The 20,233-nt window shown below is 44.7% G+C and carries 20 protein-coding genes; 7 read left to right on the plus strand and 13 right to left on the minus strand.

The features are described 5' to 3' along the window. Positions 1–99: 99 nt before the first annotated feature. The 7 genes from IEY13_RS08625 to IEY13_RS08655 all read right to left on the minus strand — a co-directional run bounded on the left by IEY13_RS08625 (position 100) and on the right by IEY13_RS08655 (position 5,915). On the minus strand, positions 100–1,272 hold the full coding sequence (locus tag IEY13_RS08625; protein WP_188951581.1) for a FecR family protein: 1,173 nt from the start codon (positions 1,270–1,272) through the stop codon (positions 100–102). 185 nt (positions 1,273–1,457) lie between these two features. Next, a complete protein-coding gene (locus IEY13_RS08630; protein ID WP_188951582.1) occupies positions 1,458–1,898 on the minus strand; it encodes a hypothetical protein in 441 nt (146 codons plus the stop codon). Positions 1,899–1,972: 74 nt separating this feature from the next. After that, positions 1,973–2,134 carry a hypothetical protein gene (locus IEY13_RS08635; protein WP_188951583.1) on the minus strand — a complete coding sequence of 54 codons (162 nt, stop codon included), beginning with the start codon at positions 2,132–2,134 and terminating at the stop codon, positions 1,973–1,975. A gap of 826 nt (positions 2,135–2,960) precedes the next feature. Further along, the gene (locus tag IEY13_RS08640; RefSeq protein ID WP_188951584.1) at positions 2,961–4,139 is read right to left on the minus strand and encodes a chromate transporter; all 1,179 of its coding nucleotides are present in this window, start codon (positions 4,137–4,139) and stop codon (positions 2,961–2,963) included. A 10-nt stretch (positions 4,140–4,149) separates the two neighbouring features. Beyond that, the gene (locus tag IEY13_RS08645; RefSeq protein ID WP_229687793.1) at positions 4,150–4,668 is read right to left on the minus strand and encodes a hypothetical protein; all 519 of its coding nucleotides are present in this window, start codon (positions 4,666–4,668) and stop codon (positions 4,150–4,152) included. Positions 4,669–4,758: 90 nt separating this feature from the next. Next, positions 4,759–5,601, minus strand: coding sequence for a chromate resistance protein ChrB domain-containing protein (locus IEY13_RS08650; RefSeq protein ID WP_188951585.1), 843 nt, complete (start codon positions 5,599–5,601; stop codon positions 4,759–4,761). Positions 5,602–5,690: 89 nt separating this feature from the next. Beyond that, the gene (locus tag IEY13_RS08655; protein WP_229687794.1) at positions 5,691–5,915 is read right to left on the minus strand and encodes a hypothetical protein; all 225 of its coding nucleotides are present in this window, start codon (positions 5,913–5,915) and stop codon (positions 5,691–5,693) included. Positions 5,916–6,505: 590 nt separating this feature from the next. On the opposite strand from IEY13_RS08655, the gene IEY13_RS08660 reads away from it, so the two are divergent. Continuing rightward, a complete protein-coding gene (locus tag IEY13_RS08660) occupies positions 6,506–7,558 on the plus strand; it encodes a hypothetical protein (RefSeq protein WP_188951586.1) in 1,053 nt (350 codons plus the stop codon). 82 nt (positions 7,559–7,640) lie between these two features. Here the strand turns inward: IEY13_RS08660 and IEY13_RS08665 are convergent, their stop codons facing one another. From IEY13_RS08665 to IEY13_RS08680, 4 genes are read right to left on the minus strand one after another with little or no spacing between them, the layout of a single operon-like run. Beyond that, the gene (locus IEY13_RS08665; protein WP_188951587.1) at positions 7,641–8,387 is read right to left on the minus strand and encodes a hypothetical protein; all 747 of its coding nucleotides are present in this window, start codon (positions 8,385–8,387) and stop codon (positions 7,641–7,643) included. 24 nt (positions 8,388–8,411) lie between these two features. Next, the gene (locus tag IEY13_RS08670; protein ID WP_188951588.1) at positions 8,412–10,709 is read right to left on the minus strand and encodes a GH92 family glycosyl hydrolase; all 2,298 of its coding nucleotides are present in this window, start codon (positions 10,707–10,709) and stop codon (positions 8,412–8,414) included. Positions 10,710–10,718: 9 nt separating this feature from the next. Further along, the gene (locus tag IEY13_RS08675; RefSeq protein ID WP_188951589.1) at positions 10,719–12,188 is read right to left on the minus strand and encodes a glycoside hydrolase family 28 protein; all 1,470 of its coding nucleotides are present in this window, start codon (positions 12,186–12,188) and stop codon (positions 10,719–10,721) included. Between the two features lie 35 nt (positions 12,189–12,223). Further along, entirely contained in the window at positions 12,224–13,204 is a 981-nt protein-coding gene (locus IEY13_RS08680; RefSeq protein ID WP_188951590.1) for a LuxE/PaaK family acyltransferase, read from the minus strand. Here IEY13_RS08680 and IEY13_RS08685 point away from each other — a divergent pair. From IEY13_RS08685 to IEY13_RS08695, 3 genes are all read left to right on the plus strand, one after another. Beyond that, the gene (locus IEY13_RS08685) at positions 13,203–13,655 is read left to right on the plus strand and encodes a hypothetical protein (RefSeq protein ID WP_188951591.1); all 453 of its coding nucleotides are present in this window, start codon (positions 13,203–13,205) and stop codon (positions 13,653–13,655) included. The genes IEY13_RS08680 and IEY13_RS08685 overlap by 2 nt on opposite strands. A 167-nt stretch (positions 13,656–13,822) precedes the next feature. Continuing rightward, positions 13,823–14,941, plus strand: a complete 1,119-nt coding sequence (locus IEY13_RS08690) for a M42 family metallopeptidase (RefSeq protein ID WP_188951592.1) — start codon at positions 13,823–13,825, stop codon at positions 14,939–14,941. A gap of 199 nt (positions 14,942–15,140) precedes the next feature. Then, complete coding sequence (locus tag IEY13_RS08695) at positions 15,141–15,539, plus strand: response regulator (protein WP_188951593.1); 399 nt, start codon at positions 15,141–15,143, stop codon at positions 15,537–15,539. Here IEY13_RS08695 and IEY13_RS08700 read toward each other — a convergent pair. Further along, complete coding sequence (locus IEY13_RS08700) at positions 15,525–15,848, minus strand: hypothetical protein (RefSeq protein ID WP_188951594.1); 324 nt, start codon at positions 15,846–15,848, stop codon at positions 15,525–15,527. The genes IEY13_RS08695 and IEY13_RS08700 overlap by 15 nt on opposite strands. A 239-nt stretch (positions 15,849–16,087) precedes the next feature. On the opposite strand from IEY13_RS08700, the gene IEY13_RS08705 reads away from it, so the two are divergent. After that, on the plus strand, positions 16,088–16,588 hold the full coding sequence (locus IEY13_RS08705; protein ID WP_188951595.1) for a hypothetical protein: 501 nt from the start codon (positions 16,088–16,090) through the stop codon (positions 16,586–16,588). 10 nt (positions 16,589–16,598) lie between these two features. Here IEY13_RS08705 and IEY13_RS08710 read toward each other — a convergent pair whose 3' ends face one another. Then, the gene (locus tag IEY13_RS08710) at positions 16,599–18,029 is read right to left on the minus strand and encodes a PAS domain-containing protein (protein WP_188951596.1); all 1,431 of its coding nucleotides are present in this window, start codon (positions 18,027–18,029) and stop codon (positions 16,599–16,601) included. Between the two features lie 156 nt (positions 18,030–18,185). On the opposite strand from IEY13_RS08710, the gene IEY13_RS08715 reads away from it, so the two are divergent. Together IEY13_RS08715 and IEY13_RS08720 are read left to right on the plus strand one after the other, a co-directional pair. Further along, positions 18,186–18,821, plus strand: coding sequence for a TetR/AcrR family transcriptional regulator (locus IEY13_RS08715; RefSeq protein WP_188951597.1), 636 nt, complete (start codon positions 18,186–18,188; stop codon positions 18,819–18,821). Between the two features lie 31 nt (positions 18,822–18,852). After that, positions 18,853–20,223, plus strand: coding sequence for a TolC family protein (locus IEY13_RS08720; protein ID WP_188951598.1), 1,371 nt, complete (start codon positions 18,853–18,855; stop codon positions 20,221–20,223). Positions 20,224–20,233 lie beyond the last annotated feature (10 nt).

Here is a 20,233-nt window from a genome sequence, read left to right on the forward strand (position 1 = left end):
ATTGAAGAGTTAAATGAAAAATCGGTCAACATCCGTTTTTTGTGCTCTTTTGCCGTACCTCAATAGCCGTTGAGGTACGCTTTTTACTCATTGCAGTTATTATTTCATTACTATAATTTTTTTGCGGGTGGTACCCTGGTTAATGGAAAATTTAACGGTGCCCGTCATAGATAGCACATCCAGTACGTCCCTTGCATCACCCCATCTGGATACTGAACCATAATACAATTCAGTTTTCAGTTCTTCCGCATTTTTGCTGTATTCTACTTCCACATCATACCACCTGGCTATCTTTCTCATAACACTCTCCAGCGGCTCTCCCGGAAAAACGAACTCGCCATTCTTCCAGTCCAGCACTGCCTTCACATTTGCAGGTGCGCCTGCATTAAAAGAACCGTCTTTACCAGCTACCGCAAACTGACCAGGCCTGAGCACGGCATTGTGTTTATTCTGATCACTTACTTTTACAGCTCCCTCCATCAAAGTAGTATACGTACCCGGCTCGTCCTTATATGCCTTAACATTAAAGCCGGTACCCAATACATCCACCCGCTGATCAGGTGTGATAACACTGAAAGGAGCTTTAGAAGAAGCAGAGATTTCAAAATACGCTTCCCCATCCAGTTGCACTTCTCTCTTATTGCCTGTAAATCGCGCCGGATAACGCAATGTAGTGGCTGCGTTCATCCAGACCCTGGAACCGTCCCCAAGCACCACGGAGAACTGGCCTCCCCTCGGTGTGCTTACGGTATGAACAGCCAGAGAATCTTTGCGATCGTTTGCTGTTATTTCATAAGAAATCAAACCGTCCGCATTTTTTATAACCCTGGCGCCTTCCACAGCCACCTCTCCTTTGAGCGCTTCGTCCAGCAGCACCTGCCTCCCGTTTGCCAGCGTCAATACCGCACGGTTTCCGCCGGAAGGCAATGCCTGGGAAATTCCGGTATTCCGGTCTGGGTTTTCAGCTGAAAGTCTGTCTCTGAGCATCCACGCACCAATGACCAGTACGATCACTGCAGCCGCAACCGAAATACACTTCCAGAGGCTTATGCGATGGATACTCCGCCTGCTGATTCCTTCCTGTGCTACCGTTGCCTCATATAACCTGGCTTCCAGTTCTGCAACTGTTTCTTCAGATTCTTCCTCCAGTACAGTGTCATCAAAATCATTGTACCAGGCATTGAATTCAGCAATTTCCTCATTACTGATTGTACCTGTTGTCCATTTCCGGGCCAGTTCTATGATCCGATTACTCTGTTCCTGTACAGACATGACATGCTTCTTTACAGTATAGCCATTCAATTCAAGACAATCCCTTAGCCGGGATAAAAAAAAATTGACAGTCTGAATATTCCCTGATGTACGGGTTCACAGGTTACGTTAGCTGACTGCCTGGGTTGTTTTGTCTGAAGCTGTAAAATCCGGCCTGAATAATTATCCGGTCAAAGCCGCCATATTTATAACGTCCGCTCCGGCAGCAGCATGATGCATAAGAGCCGAAATGTAAAAACCAGTGGGTATGGAGGAAAACAACAAAAGAAAAATCTGTGAATCCCTGCAGTATGATGCCAACAGGCATGACAGGGAGAATACAGAACGCTGAAGTGAGTGACACAACGAAGTTGAGAAAAGCTATGCAGCCTGCCCCCTTCAAAAAATATCTTATTACACCGACTTAACTCTTTTTTATTCCCCAACAAACCCTGTAGAGAAACAGAAAAGCGCACCACCTTATCATTCCCCTTATAACGTGGATCATCCAGAAGTGTATCTATCTTTTTTTCCAGATCGCAACGGATATCGAAAGGATTTTCTGCAGTAATAAAGGAACTGTACAGGTAACCCAGCCCGAAGAGGATTGTTTCCGCCTGAAGGGCAGCTGATTTTTTCTGATTCATCTTATTTTCTTTTAATGAATGATGAGTGAAATACGCGGGAAGTGGCCGGTAGTACTGAAGAGATTGACGGAATGTTAATGCCTGATGCGCTGGCTACGGGAAGAGGGCTGGTGCGTAAGAATAGTCTGCGCCCGCTGCTGACGTTCCCGGATGGCTATCTGTTCCGTTAAGGTATCCATTACCACACCTGCATCGGGCAACCATCGTTTATGATCGGGGAAAACGCGGATTTTCACAGCTTGTTGTTCACCTTCAATACAGAGCAAACGACAGGAGCGCCTTCCCTGATCAACTCAGGCAGAGCCTTCTGATTAAAGTACACTTTCACCATATCAAGCGAAGGAATTGCGTTGGACGAAAAAAACTGCGTAGCATTCATAATGGGGGGATTTATTTTTTGTAGCTATTTAATATCTCAAAACCTCGAAAAAATCACTTTTCGGACAACTAATAGGTTGTAATTTTTAATCGAAGCTATGAGCGTAGGTAAGCGAATTTTCCCACCATTTTCGAATATTGGACTTAACAATAAGCAGTTAGAAGGTGTGAAAACCTTTTTAACAATTTTGAGTATAAGGGACTTATTATTAACAGTATTGGGAGTTCGGATAACGCCTGTGACTGTAAGTTGCGTATATCACAACTGTTTTAATTTTAATAATTCCCATGTCGAGAATAGGGGAAATTATTACGGATTCAATTATAACAGACATTAATTTCAACCTGCATGTGATTCGTTTTCCAATAACAAAAAAAAGTAGAAACAGGACTTCAATACCAGATGCAATCATAATAAAGCGGTGAAAATCGGCACATTTTGCATAGTTATTCTATCTTTGTAGTCACAATGGTAGAAGTACTACAGTTGAGAGTTCTTAAAATAACCAGGTAATTGTGTGTGTTGTCAAGCAAATGACAAACACATTACACAAGTAACTGATAAACAACAAAATACGGCACCAGTTCTGGGCACTAAAAGGGCTTGTAAGTAAATACTTACAAGCCCTTTTTTATTTTAGCACGCTCCGGTTTTCCCGCTTTTACCTCTTCCTCCCACATTCATTAACTCATATTAATAACTGATTTTACTATCAATCCTATTACCGCTGCCACCAGGATTATGAGTGGTTCCGGCACCTTTTTATACTTCCATAATATACCGGCAGTGAATAAAGCGATACCAATAGCAAAGCCATCTGTAAAAGTGCGTTTACCTAATACAATAACTGCCCCTGAAATAGCCCCGATGGCCGCTGCTGTAACGCCATCCACAAATGCTTTAATACCTGGGTGCTTTCCGTATTTCCTGAAATAAGGCGCTGGCAAAACAGTAAACAGATAGCAGGGAAAAAAGGTTGCAAAGGCCGCAATAGAAGCACCCGGGAAGCCTCCGATAAGATAACCGATAAAACCCACTGTTATAACTACAGGGCCGGGAGTAATCATGGCCACAGCTACCGCATCTGTAAACTGCTGTTCATTTAACCAGCCATATTCCTTTACCACACCGCCATACAAAAAGGGCACTATAGCCAGGCCGCTACCAAATACAAAGGCACCTGCTTTGGTAAAGTAAAGTAATATTTGCCACAAGGTTTGACCGGAGGTATTTACGGATATATTCAGCAACATAGGCAATCCAATGGCCTTTGTAACCCCGGGTTTTGCCTGTGAAAGCCTGAAAGATTGCGGGGGCGATTTTAATAGCCAGTAAATAGTACCAGCACTCAGGAATAAAAATATATTTTCATCCTCCTGCCATATTGTATAAGCAGCAGAAACCAGGTAAATACCCCATAAGTATTTGTCACTGCCAATACTTTTTCGGGTCAGCTTACAGGCACTAAGGGTAATAATGCCAATTACGGCAGCGCCAACACCATAAAAGACCGCCTGCATTTGCGGGATACCCTGCCACTGCATATAAACAAAACCAAGTATGACTACCATTATAAAAGACGGAAAAACAAAGGCCAGTCCTGCCAGTGTAGCTCCCAATAAACGATAATGTACATATCCTATATAGATGCCTAACTGTGCAGCCAACGGGCCAGGTGCAAGTTGGGCCAGAGCCATCCCTTCGCGGTAATCTTCTTCGCTAATCCAGTTTTTCCTTTCTACCAGATCGCGGTGCATATAGCCTGCCAGTGCTACAGGGCCACCAAATCCCCATGTACCCAGTTTTAAGAAGTACACTATCAGTTCCCTCAGGCTATAGGTAGCTTTAATGTTGTTTTCCATTACTTTCCATTTAAAAGGATATGCCAAACTGAAACCCCACACCCACAGCAGTTGGTTGATTATTACCAAAACGGGCTGGAACCGGAAGGGCGATAAAATAGCTGTAGTCTTTCTTTTTTACAATCACCTTGTTTAATACAGGAGTAACGCCGTACCGGCCTGATGTTTCAAAAGCCAACCGGTTGGCAAGTACAAAACCGTGTCCCAGAGATACTAAAAGGCCCGGATGAAATAAGAGGTTATTCATTTTACTGGTGCCATCGGCGGCCCTTATAAAAGGCACTACTTCAAAAGAAAATCCGATTCTCCGGCTCTTCCAGATATTGATACCGGTAGGAAGCCCGCCAACATACGCCCCGTCAAAATTCGTATGCGTGCCATCTTTACTAAAGGTGACAATGGGATGAATAACACCTACATATCCGGTTATTTTGGGATAGATGACAGCCTGTGCTTGTGCATAGGCGCTACGGGCAAAAACCATAGAGAGCAATACTGTTACTACATACCTGTAATTTACCATTCTCATATAACGTTGCATTAAATAAAACTTATAATATGCAATGCTATTAAGTTGTAACTGCCTGAAATAGAACAGAATTGACTCTTGGGATAGTTTTTACCTTTTTTGCAGTTTTTTCTTGTATTCCGTGGGTGTTTTTCCTGTTTGCTGCTTAAAAATACGGGTAAAATGGCTTTGGTCAGAAAAACCGGTCAGGTAAGCGATTTCGGTAAGTGCATAGCTGGAATGGGTAAGCAGCTCAATTGCCCGTTCTATTCTTATTTTACGTATATACTCCCCGTAAGAAAGATTGTCAAAATACCTGGAAAACTCCCTCGATAAGTAAGAAGGGTTCATGTCAAGGTCTTTGGATACTTCTTTCAGGCTAAGGCTTACATTGGTGTCTATCTGGTCTTGAATCAGGTTTTTCAGTTCTTTAGCCCAGGCGGGTACCTTATTGGAACCGCTATTTTTGATGTACTTATTAAATACTTCTAATAGCATTTGTTCCACCGGGCCACCTTGTGTATGTTTCAGGTGATGCAGGTGTTTGGCCCAGCTATACAGTCCATCATAGATGGTCATACCAAGAGTCAGCAACTCCTGATCGTCTTTAATATTATAAGCCAGCCCGGAAAATATGGCTTCCAAACCTGCGGATTGAGATGAAAAATCGTGTCTGTCGGTATCAGCCCCGCGAACAATAGCCGCTATGCGGTCTAATGCAGGGTCATTCAACTGGTGCTTTTTCAGAAAATAGTCGAAAGTACATTGATCGTTATAATGAGTGTACTCTATGCCCGGTAAATCAAAAGGAGTTGCTTTTAATTGTTCAGCATGTTTTAAGACCTCATTATACGGAACGTAAATAATTTCGGCATCGGCATCAATAAAACGTTTAATGAGCCACGGGCAGGCTATCCGGTCTATTTTGGGGCGTTCACGTGTAATCCATCTCATTTTATATGCTGTTTATGGCACAATTAAATATGGTACAAGATAGTACATCCAACCACAGCTTTATACAACTGAAAGCCCTGGCTGCCCTGTTAGTTATGTTCCAGCCATTGCTCATAAGTAACAACGCCCATTTCGGGCTTCCCGGCCCCTTCCAGCAAAGTAATAAACTCAAGCTGGTTACCATCCGCATCGTTAAAGTAAATGGCCACGGCGGGCATCCAGGCAAATACCATCGGCTCAGTGGTGCCGTTTTTTAGAAAGTTGTACGGCTGCAGTCGGTTTTCTTCCAGAAATTGCTTAGCCTTGTTCAGCAACCGCTGTATAAAACGTAACCGCTTTACCTAAATCACTCACATGAATATGTGTTTCATACAATCCTGTTATCATACGGCAAAGTTAACCATTGCGTAAGTAAGCCATAGCCACAAACTCCGGAATGTTTTTATATCATTGTTCCCAGCCTTATATTTATAATTCCGATGCTGTTTGCAGCAGGTATGCCAAAAACGAAATTGTTGCAGATGTACTAAAGCAGTATGAGCGTTTTGTGAAATTGTCATCTGAAGAAAAGAATGAAATTTTTATTGGTGTTACGTTGAGGCGTAAAACATAATCCCGTTTTGAAACCTGTTTTTCTCTATTTGGGAGATTACCGTGTTAAAAAAACACAACTATATTATAATCAATATGTAATTTTCTGGCATACCTGTTGAACAATTATATATACATTTAATAATAACAGCATTTCCCCCTTTCTTATAGCTTTAGTCAGAATAATACCCACAACAGCAGAACCAGCAATTTATTTGCTGGTTTTTTCTTTTATACAAATGCTGCAACCAGTAAATACCCGCACACTACCATTAGATGATATATTTATTATACATTGTAACAAATATACCATATGACCCTTTGCAAAGAAATTTACCGGGACGACTACTCCTCTACCAGAAAAGAAATATTCTACAATGAACAAAAAAAGATTATCGGAATATTAGAATCCTATACCACAGAAGCAGGTGAAAGCGGATATCTGAGCGTGTATGAATACAACGGAGAGAACCATCGGATTATCAGATACCAGGCAAACACAGACACTTATAAAACCTTTATACAAAAAGGGCATGCAATTTTAAAAACAAACGGATGGCATGCCATTAAACAGGCAGCTCACATTCACGGGTTTACATACCAGCATGGAATGCTGGTGGCAGAGCATAGTAATGACATTGAGTATAACACAAAAACATCTATCCACTACGAGTATAATAACGGACTTAAGCAATCGGAAACCAGAACAACCAGTGATGGTGTTACATTGAGAAGCGAGTTTGGATACCGGCAAAATCTGCTGCAGTCAATAACCCATCTCAGAGACAACCAGTTTCAGGAACAGATTATTAATGTGTATGGGAACGGCGATGTATTACTTGAAAAGCAGAAATTTCTGAAGCATGAGCATACGCAATACCTCGCGCACCAGGAAAATTACTTTTATAACAGCCACAACGAGCTGCAGAAAACTGAATTTCGTGGCAGATATGATGGACGCATGTGTTTGCATAAAACAGAAGAGAACAGATGGCAGGGTAAAGCCTTAACAAAGGAAACTGCACTCATTTCTAACATAGATTGGGTATTGGGATACTATAACATGGCCGCTGCTTACGATATGCTGCGAAAAGAGCAGGCCGATTGGGCCATAGCGGTATTTGATAAACAGTACCCGGAGAAAACCGGATTTGATGTAAAGACCAAAACAATTGAAATGTATGACAAACAACACCAGCTGGTTTCCGTTGAATCGTTTGATCCTTACCAAAATGTGGTAATGGCAAAAGCCACTTACCGTAATGAATACAACGAAGCTGGCCAGCTAGAATTTGTTATCAGTTACCGGGTTGAAGACAGTAAAGCTGAGGAAACCGGGATCAGGAAGTTTTACTACTGTGAGTAAACCGGCCCCCGATGTGAATGATACTAATGCCAGCCTGGCTTCTCTTTTATTATTACAACAGGCCAGGCTGGCACTATCAGTATTAGCGTTTTTGCTGCATTGCAGTTCTTACACATTCAGCTTTATGTGTCATCGCTAATTGGGTCATTCGGCCTTTGAATTCAATCCGCTGCTTCGGAGGCATCCGGGTAATAACAAAGGAAAGAAAACTACCGGTTGCAGCCGCTAACTTACACAAAGATAATTCATAGTAAAAGGAAGAATACTTTTCCAGTATTAACAATTCACCATCCGCCATTTTAGCTAAACCATCATGCATCATATCTATACCAAGCGAATTCTTAGGTACAAGTTTAGGATAGGCTTTTCGCTCTGCCTCTGCTAATTCCATAAGCGTTTTTGCAAACGCCATGTAAAGAATGGAAAAGGCAACCATTTCTTTGTCTTTGTCATATCGCCCCTCAAACACTCTTCCGTCCTGATAATAATTATCATTGCATTTAAGAGCTAGCTTCAATAACTCTTTAAGCATGTCGCCCCTCTCCTGGTATGTATAACCTGTATCACTAAAAAACCAGTAATTTTTTATATCAGTCACTTTCTCCAACAGCTCCCTGTTATCATACATATTAATCATGATATTAGGATAGTGCTGACTAAGAATAATTTTCTCAAGCACCCTTCTGAATTCAAAAAAAGACCAGGCTCTGCTTACCGGAGGAAAAACCGTTGTATCAGCAACAGATCTGGGTGTTATTTTAGGGCCATTAGTCTGACAATTACTCAATACAGGCACCAGTAAAAAAGACAATAAGATTATATACTTCATAATCAGAAATCAGGGTTATTTATGTTAATTCAATAAGGGGTCAAGCGACATAGAAGGTGGCAACACTTTCGTACCCCAATCTCCCGGCTTGCTGTCCATTTCCAGCACCAACTCTCCGCCCTTTACAATTTCCTCATGCTCCAGCCAGGATTGATTCAGGGGTTTCCCGTTCAGCCAGGCCGCTTTTATAAAAGTATTGGCCGCAGAAAAATTCTTAGCCGTAATGGTAAAGTCTTTCCCGTTCTCCTGGTGCAGGGTAGATTGCTTTACAAACGGAGCATTGATAAGGTAGTACGACTGCCCCGCATTGGGAAACAGCCCCAGCATGTGAAAAGCCAGCCAGGACGACATAGCACCGGAATCATCATTACCCGGTATACCCGCATAAGAACTATTATAATGTTTGGCAATTATCTGCCGTATGCGTGTACTGCTCAAATCCGGGCGGCCTATCCAATGGTACAGGTTAGGTGTTAAAAAAGAAGGTTCATTGCCTACATTATAATATTCCTTTTCAAACAGGGTATCTAACCGGTTACGGAAAGCAGCAGGCCCACCGGCGTATTGTATAAGAGAAGCCACATCGTGCGGTACATACAGCGAGTACTCCCAGGAGCTGGCTTCGTAAAAAAAGCCGCACCACCAGCACACGCAAATGGGCCAGTCCTGCGCCAGCGGCGAATAATGTACAAAGCTCATACGCCCGTTGCTTTCGCTGCAGGGTATGCTGTCAATCCACCGGCCCGCAGCATCTTTAGGCATAATAAAACCGGTAGCACCATGGTCGGTAACAGGCCGCCACAGGTTTTTCCAGTTATTACTCTGCTGAATAAACCGCTGGTATTCGCCCTTTCTTTTAATGCCTTTGGCTACAATGGCCAGGCAGTAATCGTTATAAGCATATTCCAGCGTACGGTTACCAGCACGTACAAACTGGTTAGATACATAGCCCAGTGTATTGTAATCTGTTAAGCCGCCTCTGCCCTCTTTCTCTTCATTGCCGCCTGGTGGTATCGTGGCATCTTTCAGCATCGCTTCCAGCGCCAGGTTGTAGTTAATACCTTTTAATCCCTTTACATACGCATCCGCTATCAGCACCTCCGCATTAGAGCCTCCCTGCGTACGGCCATTGCTGTTACCACTGCGGGCATCGGGCATATAGCCTTCCCTGCGGTATATATCCAGCAACGCATTTACAATACTCACCTCCCGCGAAGGAGATAATAAAGTAATCAGCGGATTGGAAGAACGGAACGTATCCCAGATAGCATAAAAGTCATCGTAATAAGGCTGGTCAGATGTCCAGCCGGGGTTATCACCCGTACGGTCTGCCGGCATCAGCATGGTATGGTACAGCGCTGTATAAAACATTTTCAGCTGATCAGCCGGGGTAGAAGCATCCAGCTGTATGCGCTTCAGCAACACCTCCCAGCTCTGTTGCGCCTGTTGCAGCACCTGATCAAAAGTGCTACCCGCAATCTCCTTTTCCAGGTGCGCTTTGGCCTTTAAGCAGCTCACAAAAGATATCCCTATTTTCACCTGCACCGTTTTCACATCGGCACCATCAAAGTACAACAGCGCGCCGGTCTTTTCCCCTTCATCGCTTTGCACCTTCACCCCTTCCTGTAAACGCTTTCCTTTATAAGTAGCAAAGCTGCTTACCGGCTTATCCAGTACCGCATAAAAATACACCGTATAAGCAGGGCCATTGTTCCAGCCACCGCGTATACGGCTGTAGCCTTTTATTTCTGTGGCAGACAACACTTCTATTTCAGAACCCACGAACTGCTGGGCCTCCCGCGAATCCGGTACCGGCCGTTCGCCCAGAAACTCGCCTGCATCTATACGCAAAGCCCTACGCCCGGTATTGGTATACGTATACCGGTGATAGGCAGCGCGGGCAGTAGTAGTCAGTTCTGCCGTTATACCATATTTAGATAACACGGTGCTGTAGTAACCGGCAGAAGCCGTTTCGCTGGCGCGGGGCGATGTCTGGTTAATCTCTCCAAACTCACCTGCAAAAGGCATAACCAGTATATTGCCATACTTGGGGCCACCACCGGTACCGCTTACATGCACCTGACTAAACCCATACAGGGGCGTAGCCATATCGGGTGTATGCCCACTGTTGGAAGCCCGGCTAACATCCGGGCCGGGTTTTACCATACCAAACGGGCAGGACGCGCCCACAAACACATTGCCTTCACCCTCCGACCCTATCATAGGATCTACATACGATACACTATTCCGGCTCTGGGCCACAGCGGCAAAAGATACCAGGCCTGCACAGGCCGTAAGCCAGTAAAACTTAAGAATGCCCATTATTCAGTTTTAGGGATGAACAGTATAATCTTTAACAGCTTCCAGTTTACCCGGAAACGCAGCTTCGCCTTTCAGGTTGGCGGTAACAATGCCGGTAACATCATGGCTTTCCAGTACATGCCCAAAGTAATCCGGCAGCTTGCCAGCCCAGGTAACAGAGCTGTTGCGGATAATAATATCAGCAGCCTTATCCAGATAAAAACCAGAGGTACGCCCTTTCAGTAAACCTTCTACCTGTGCAGGCCTGCGGTCGTACACGCCGCCAGGTATGGCCGTGGTTTTCTGTATAGTCATATCTACCTGATCAAACACAATATTTTTGATCTTATCGGCCGATTCAGCACCTACATATACCCCGTTTTCTCCGGTGCACTTAATGTTACTGAAAGTAATATCACTCACCAGGCCCACACGCCCTTCTATCTGCCCTTTGGGAAAACGCCAGCCGGCATCTTTATGGTTACCTGTAGCGCGGCGGTAAGCCGTTACATAAATAGGCTCCGACTTGCCCCACCACACATCTGAAAACAAATGAGATTCAACAATAATATTGGAGAAGATAACCTGAGAAACCGTACCCTCATCGCGGTTTTGAATACCAATGCCCCGGTTGGCTGCACGGATAATGCAGTTATTGATAACCACATGGCTGATGCGGTCCATGTTTTCAGAGCCTATTTTAATAGCGCAGGAACGGGAGGTCATAGTACAATTGGTAACCGTAATGTTTTCACAGGCACCAAACTCTTCATACTCCCGGCGGTTTTTTAAACAGATACAATCATCGCCCGATTCTATAAAGCAGTTGCTGATGCGTACGTTTTTACTGTGGTCCAGATCAATACCATCACTGTTGCGCACTTTTAAGCTGTTGAGTAGGGTAATATTGTCTATAGTAACATCGTTACAACCAATCAGGTGAACAGTCCAGTAAGCGGAGTTGCGTATCTGCAGATCGCGGATGCGGATGTTTTCGCCCCCCACAATAGTTAACAAATGCGGGCGGGGATCTACTACATTAAAAGGCTTCAGTACATAACTGTCATCCAGCTCTGCACCCATAAAGCTGATACCGTTGCCATCCAGCGTACCCGTGCCGCTGAGGGATACATTCTTCAGCTTTTCACCGCCAATCCATATCGTGCCCTCCCCTTTGTTATCGCGGAAAGCACTGCGGGTATATACTTTTTCGCTGGGGTTGGCCAGCACCGTAGCATTGGCAGATACATAAAATTCCACGTTAGATTTAAGGTCAAAAGGTCCGGCCATAAACACACGGCCCGAAGGCACCACTACCGTTCCGCCACCAGCGGCAGAAGCCGCATTAATCGCCTTCTGAATAGCAGCTGCATCATCAGTTTTGCCATCGCCTTTGGCGCCATAAGCAGTAATAACAAAAGAAGCAGTGCGGGTTTGTGCCAGGGCCAGGCGGCCTGCACCCGCTAACAACAGGATAAGGATACAAGATAATTTACGCATATAACAAGTCTTAGTCAATACAAAGCCATCGGGCACTACACCATCAGCAGGCTGCATCCCCTTATATCACTCACGTCCATTCTTCCCCGCACTTCAAAACTGCCATCTTCATACACAATACCCACATCATCTGTAGCAATAAAAGCGCAGCTGTCTCTGTTGGCAAGATCAATAATATTAATTACCCCTCTTCCATGTTCCCGCACCAGCAGTGGGTCTTCTTCATCACGCACCACAATTTTCATCCACGGCGGGCACCGGTATAATCCCGCTCCTTTTGAATAGGCCTGGCTTAACAACTCCGTCATTCCATATTCTGAATGTATGTGGGGTACCCCCAGCCGTTCTGTTAAAAAACCATGTACTTCTTCCCGCGTAAGCTCCCGCCGCCGCCCTTTCATACCGCCGGTTTCCATTACCACCGTATGTTGCAGCTGCATGGTATGCGCCTCCGCAAAATCAAGCAGGCCGAAGGTAACCCCTATCAGCAATGTTTTCTGCCCGCGGGCCTCCAGTTGCTGTAAGGTGTGATACAATTTATCGTATTCGTATAAATAAAAGCCACTTTCCGGTACAGCAGAAATAGCAATAAACTGGTTAACCATATGTACCAGGGAAGAGTTTTTTCTTTCCAGGTAGGCAGGCAGCAGGCCAATAACACACCATTCTGCAATAGCTCCATATTCCCTTTCAAAAGCGGCCACGCAGCTCTGCTCATACAAAGCCAGCTCTTTTACCAGGTGCCGGCTGTTAACCGTTTGGGTGGTGCCGCTGCTTTCAAAAAGCGCTTCCGGCTCAAAACTGCCACATACTACCTGGCGGGTTTTGAAAAAAGATACCGGCAAAAAGGGTATCTGCGTAATATCCTGAACATTTTCCGGCGCCACCTTCAGCGTATCGCACCATTGCTTGTATACCGGATTGCGCTGGTACTGAATGTTAAAAAGCTGCAAAGCAGCATCCGGCAGCGACAATGTATCTTGAAATATGTTGATTGTTTTATCTAAATTTGGCATGAAAGTCAGGAAAATGAAAGCAAAAGTATTGATAGTTGGGATTATAACAGTTACGATAGTTGCAATAGCCTGTAAAAAGGACCAGTTTACCACCCGCCCGCAACTGAAGTTTAAATCAGTAAACAGCGAGTTGGTAATGTCTAACCAGTCCCTTGTTTTTTACCTGCAGGTAACCGATAAAGAAGGCGACCTGAGAGGCGAAAGCCGCGTTTACAGCGAAAAAGTTTCCCGCCATTGCGCCGATGCACAGGTAATAGATTCATTACGCATCCCTGACAATATCACTTCCCGTAAAGATCTGGATGTGGAAGTGGAATACGCTTTTCAAAGTCCGCCAAAATGCGTGGCTAACTCCGGACCGGATGATACCTGTTACTTTAAGTTCTGGATTAAAGACGAGGCAAAGAACGTTAGTGATACCATTATTTCCCCTACCATTATTATCAGATAAGCTTCCTGCCGGAGCCTGATTTATATACATCTTATTCCCAAAACGCCGCGGCTTAACCACTGCGGCGTTTTGCATTCCTGCATTAAATGTTATATTGCAAATCATTCACGGCCGGGTGCCGGTTAAGCCATTTTTCCGCATCAAGGCACGATTAAAACACAAAAGACATGGCGAAAGAAAAAAAAGAAGCTACCAAAGAGAAGAGTGTGCTTACAGAAAAATCATTGCAGTTCTTCAGAAACTATATCAACAACCCCTCACCCGTAGGTTTTGAGAGCAGCGGCCAGAAACTGTGGCTGCAATACCTGAAGCCTTATATTGATACACATTTTACCGATCCTTACGGCACTGCTGTAGGCGTAATTAATCCCGATGCTCCGTTTAAAGTGGTGATAGAAGCCCATGCTGATGAAATCAGCTGGTTTGTAAACTATATTAACGATCAGGGATTGATTTATCTGAAGCGCAATGGCGGTGTAGACCACCAGATTGCCCCCGGCAAACGCGTATGGATTCATGGTAAAAAAGGGCCCGTTAAAGCGGTATTCGGCTGGCCTGCCATTCATACCCGTTTAAGCAACAACGACAATAAAGAACCGCAGCCCAAGGTAGAAAACCTGTTTCTGGATAGTGGTGCCCGCAACCGTAAAGAGGTAGAGGAACTGGGTATTCATATTGGTTCGGTAGTTACTTACGAAGAAGGGTTTGACGAACTGGCGTACGATTATTATATCGGCCGCGCTATGGACAACCGCGTAGGTGGTTTTATGATTGCTGAAGTAGCCCGCCTGCTGAAGGAAAACAAAAAGAAACTGCCTTACGCCCTGTATATTGTAAATGCCGTACAGGAAGAAATTGGCCTGCGTGGTGCAGAAATGATAGCCAGACGTATTAAACCGGATGTAGCTATTATTACCGATGTAACGCACGACACCAATACGCCTATGGTAAATAAAATAGTGGAAGGCGATATTCAGTGCGGCAAAGGCCCGTCACTGGCCTATGGCCCGGCAGTACACAACAAACTGTTGGATCTGGTGCAGGATGTGGCGCAGAAAGCATCCATTCCCGTTCAACTGCGCGCCTTAAGCCGCAGCACCGGTACCGATACAGATAGCTTTGCGTATGCCAATGATGGTTGCCCGTCTGTGCTCATTTCCATTCCGCTGCGCTATATGCACACCACGGTGGAAATGCTGCACAAAAAAGACATCGAATCTACCATACAGCTGATGTACGAAACCCTGCTTACGCTTACACCTAAAACCAACCTCAGCTACCTGTAACAGATAGCTGCTACATACAAAAGGGCCTTCTTTATCTTCTTAACCGGTTTAATACCAGCTTAAAGAAAAATAAAGAAGGCCCTTTTTATTAAACTTTGTTTAAAGATCATCGCTTCGCCTATAAAAGCCACTTAAAATGCACATCCCTAACTATATACGCAGTAGCAATTAAATAGCTTTAACGTGTAAACCAATAGTTATGGATACTGCACATTCCGAAAAAAAACGAATTCTGATCATTGAAGATGATACGGATGAATGCGATTTGATGGCAGAACACTTTAGCCGGTATTTCCGGATTTCCGGGTTCGTGGATAATTACGACGAACTCATGCACCTCATTCAGCCGGAACAACCGCCACAACTGATACTCACCTCTCTCAATCTTCCGCGTAAAAACGGACTGGAAATATTACAGGAACTGAAAAGCAACAAAAATCTTCAGCAAATACCCGTAATTATTATGTCCGTATCCTTTCCGGATTTTCTGAAAACCCAGGCCATGCAAATGGGAGCCAGTGCCTGCGTAGACAAACCCGAATTATACAGCAACTATGCAACGTTTTGTAAGGACATCTATAACTTAACGATGCAATAATGCTTCTGCTGCTTTTGCCTGAAGCAGTTTAGGCTGCTTCTGATCAAAATTAAGAATAGCATTCAACTGCTGAATAATACTTAACGATGCTTCTATAGCCGTTCCCAGTTCTTTTGCAAATGAGGTTTCGCCTTTAAACGCCTCATGCCATACTTTACCCAGCTTATCCGTAACCAGAAACACTTCGGTTAACTTGCCATTAGCCAGCTTAATAATAAACTGTTTAAAAGCAACACATTTGGTAGTAACCGGAAGTTCTGCTCCCTGATAATGGATGGTAAACTGTGCGGGCAATGTTTCGTGATTCATAGATTCGTACGATTGTTTTAATTGTGTATGTATAATTCTAAAAGTCGTATGTAAGAAGCAGCGTGACTACATAAAACCAAAAAATCATGCCAGCCGGAAGCATCCTGTTTATACACACTTGTTTATGACAACGAAAGCCATTATTTTTACCAAAATCCCATTCCTCCGATAGCCGCCTTTTTATCCAATATCTTCCGGAAGCCAGCTGAAAATATTATTCACAGACAAGGAAGAAAACGATGCACCACGTACCGCACAACAGCCCTGAGCGCCTGGCCAAAGAGCATACATTTATTATGTACAACTTTGAAAGCTTCAGTGCTACCTTAAGCAATAAAAGACTGATTATAAACTACAAACAATCGTCAGAAAGCATTCAACTGCGACAGATAAGAGGCGTTAGCATAGTAGACGATTATGAACAATACAACCTTAAAAAGGCGCAATACATGGGCAAAATAAGAAAGTGGTATCAATTTGCCGGCGTGCTGGCAGGTGGTATAGCCGGCTATTTTTTCGCTTCATCCTTTTTTTACCTAAGCATACCGGCAGGTATGCTTTCAGGAATAGCAATGAGTAGTTTTTTACCCATTAGCACAAAATCTGTAGCCACACCATCCCTATTATTAGTGATTACCGAACAGGGTATGAAGGAGTATCCGTTTCATCAGCGCAATGGCAGTAATGTGGCTAAATTGGCCACCTTTATGTTACAGATAGAGGAAGCATTGTACAGATAAGGCAGCACCGCTACTTGTGTACGTTAGAAGACTGCAGCACAATATCCCGTATTACACTATCCAGCTTCTCACTTTCCTTTTGCAGGTGTTGTAACAGGGTTTTATCGCTGGCATCCAGCTGTAGCAGATTTACCATACAAAGTATATTGGCCAGGGGCGCACGCACCAGGTGCGATTGCTTCCACGCAATATCATTTAATACCAGCCCCTGCTTCTGTATTTTATTTTCCGAAAGCTTGCGCGCGGTAATGTCCAGTGCCGAAAAAGTAATGCCCAGCACATTACCAAAGCAATCCCGCGCAGCAATATAACTTACCAGCAGCCATAACTCCCCCTTTACCATTTCCACCTCGCGGTTAAGCGTATTTTCGCCGCTCAAAGCCAGCTGGCAGTATTTATTAAAATCTTCTGCAGTAACCATGCGGGTTACCTGATCTACCGTTTTACCACGGCGCAGCAATACACCCGCTTTCTGCGCCAGTTCGCACGCCGCCTTATTATATGCCTGTAACCGCAGCTGTTTATCAAAAAACAAATGCGGGCTATGGGTGGTATTTATCAGCGTTTCCAAACGCAGCGCTGCCTGGTTTGCCCTGGCTTCCTTCTGCTTCTGCTCTGTAATATCCGTGTTTACTACCAGATACCTGGTTACCCCGCCCTGCCGGTTGGTTACCGGCTGGCCTGCTGCCAGCATCCAGCGCTCCGCTCCCCCTTTGGTGTAATGCACCACCTCTTCTTTAAAAGCTTTGCCGTGTAACACCGCTATTCTTATACGGGCTGTGGTTTTTGCATCGGAAAGCGGTCCGTGCAGCAAATCCGGCTTTTTACCCACCACCTCTTCCGGTGTATAGCCGTATAGTGCCGTAAAAGCGGTATTCACCCATTGTATATGGCCATCGGCGTCTAAAAACAATACGGTATTATAGGTAATGCGGGTAGCCATTGCCAGGTGTTCTGTTAAACCGTCATCCTCTTCATCCGCAATGGATTCACCTCCCTGCAAAACAGGGTGAAAACCGGCATGCCTGCCTTCCTTTTCCGACGAAACATCCCGCGCGGTAACCATTTTTACCTTACTGCCGTTAAACACTACCGGAAAAGAAACAATATCCACCCATATAATACTACCGTCTGCTTTCTGATGCCGCCAGGTACCGGTACGCTTTTGTCTGGTATCCGGATTCAATTGTAAAAAAGCTTTCAATAGCTCATCTTCTCCTTCAGGCCGTATTTGTAACAGGTTCATTTTCAAAAACTCTTCGCGCGTATAACCGTATACACGTAAAGCAGCCGCATTCACTTCTACAAACGCCAGCGTTTCTATATCATACATCCACATGGCAGAAGCATTCTCTCTGAAAAAGTAAAATAAGTCAGATGCAATCGTTAGTTCGGGCCCGTAAAAAGATGCAGCGGTGTTATGTTTTATAAGTGGTATCATAAATCATTACAAAAATATCAGGCTGCCCGCCTTCCATGCCTTAAACCTTTCTTAAGTCACCTTAATACCTGCTTTAAAACATACAGCCGTTAGCCGCCATCAACCGTTCATCATTTTATTTTTGCACACTTTACACCGTTAACCTATGTTTGCACCATGGTTACCGTAAAGAAGACAGACCGCCCTGCAGAGGACCTGAAAAAGAAAATACTGGAAGCAGCCCGGGAACTGTTTCTGAAACATGGCTACGAGGCCACCTCTATGCGCAAAATAGCTTCTGCTATAGGCATCAGTCCCACCGCTATCTATCTGTACTATATGGACAAAAGTGATGTGATGCATGCCCTGCACAGCGAAGGCTTTTTTCTGCTCAACAGCCGGTTTGCCGTATTGGCTCAGGTAGAATCGCCCTTTGAGCGGTTAAAAGCCATGGGCCGCATTTACATGCAGTTTGCAGTAGAAAATGCAGATTATTACCGGCTGATGTTTATTTTAAAGGAACCAATGGAATACCTTGATAATCACTGTCATGATGAAGACTGGGATGAAGGCGAACAGGCATTTTACGCACTGATTAATACGGTGGAAGCCTGTATGCAGGAAGGTTATTTTAAAGATCAGCAACCGCATGAAGCGGCTATGCTGGTATGGTCTGCCATGCACGGGCTGGTATCTATGCACCTGAGCGGCCATCTGGAGCATATTACCCATACCAAAAACATTTTTCCACAGCCTGACCAGGCCATGGAACAGACTTTCCAGAGTCTGATTACCCTGATGTCGAAGCGTTAATTTTTTTTCATATCACTTAACACTGTTAACAATGAAAGCAGTTTTAGTATTCTTTACCCTTTTTGCCCTTCACCTGCCGGGTCGCCTGCTACAGGCCCAGACAACGGTGCTGGACAGGTATATAACAGAAGGATTTGAACATAACCTGGTACTGCAGCAAAAGAATATTTCGCTGGAAAAAGCCATGTACGCACTGAAAAGTGCCAGAAGTCTGTACCTGCCAACGGTCAGTTTTATGTTCGATTACCAGACAGCCGATGGTGGCCGGGATATTCCCCTGCCCCTGGGTGATCTGCTGAATCCGGTGTATTCCACCTTAAACCAGTTGACTTCCCCGGGCAAGTTTCCCATGTTGCAGAACGAAAGAATCAACTTTTTGCCACAGAACTTTTACGATGGTAAAATACGCACTACCGTACCCATCATCAACACCGATATCGGCTACAATAAAAAGATTCAGGAGCAGCAGGTAAGCCTGCAGGATTATGAAATAACCACCTACCGCCGCGAGCTGGTAAAAAACATTAAAACCGCTTATTTCAACTACCTCACTGCCACACAGGCCGTATCTGTTTACCAGAGCGCCCAACAGCTGGCGCAGGAAAGTAAACGGGTAAATGAAAAACTGCTGGAAAATGGCAAAGGGTTGCATGCCTATATATTAAGAGCCGAAAGCGAGAGCGAAGGCATACAGGCACAGATTACCAGTGCACAGCAGCAGGCAGAAAATGCCCGTTTATACTTTAACGCACTACTGAACCGCGATGCTGCCGCTACTATTGATACTGCCTTAAACACAGATGAAAGCCTGGCGCAGGCCACCCGTATGCTGGCAGATACCCCGGTAATCAGCGGCCGGGAAGAGCTGAAAACAGTTCAGCAACTGATTACCCTTAACCAAACGGCAGATAAAATGAACCGGCAATATGCGGTACCTAAGCTTAACGGCTTTCTGGATCTGGGCTCACAGGCGCAAAACTGGAAGTTCAATGGCCAGAGCCGCTACTATATGGCAGGTCTGCAATTGTCCATGCCCCTGTTTGCCGGCAACCGCAATCAGTATAAAATAAGGCAGTCAGAATTAGATATAAAAAACGCGCAACTGAATAAAGAGGTGCTGTTACAACAGCTTACCGTAAGCAGCAGCGCTGCCCGCAATAACCTGTTAGCCGCCTGGCGCACCTGCCAGGCCTCTCTGAAACAACAAGAAGCTGCCGGCACTTACTACCGGTTAATTGACAAAGGTTACAAAGCAGGCACCAATACTTTTATTGAAACTGTTGATGCCCGCAACCAGCTTACCAGTGCGCAGCTGGCCGTAACCATTAACCGGTACAAAGTACTGATTGCCGCTGCCGCCCTGGAAAGAGAAACCGCCTCCTATTCCGTTACCAATAAATAAAACGCTTTAT

Origin of the sequence: Filimonas zeae (genome assembly GCF_014641615.1) — a bacterium.
Lineage (GTDB): Bacteria > Bacteroidota > Bacteroidia > Chitinophagales > Chitinophagaceae > Filimonas > Filimonas zeae.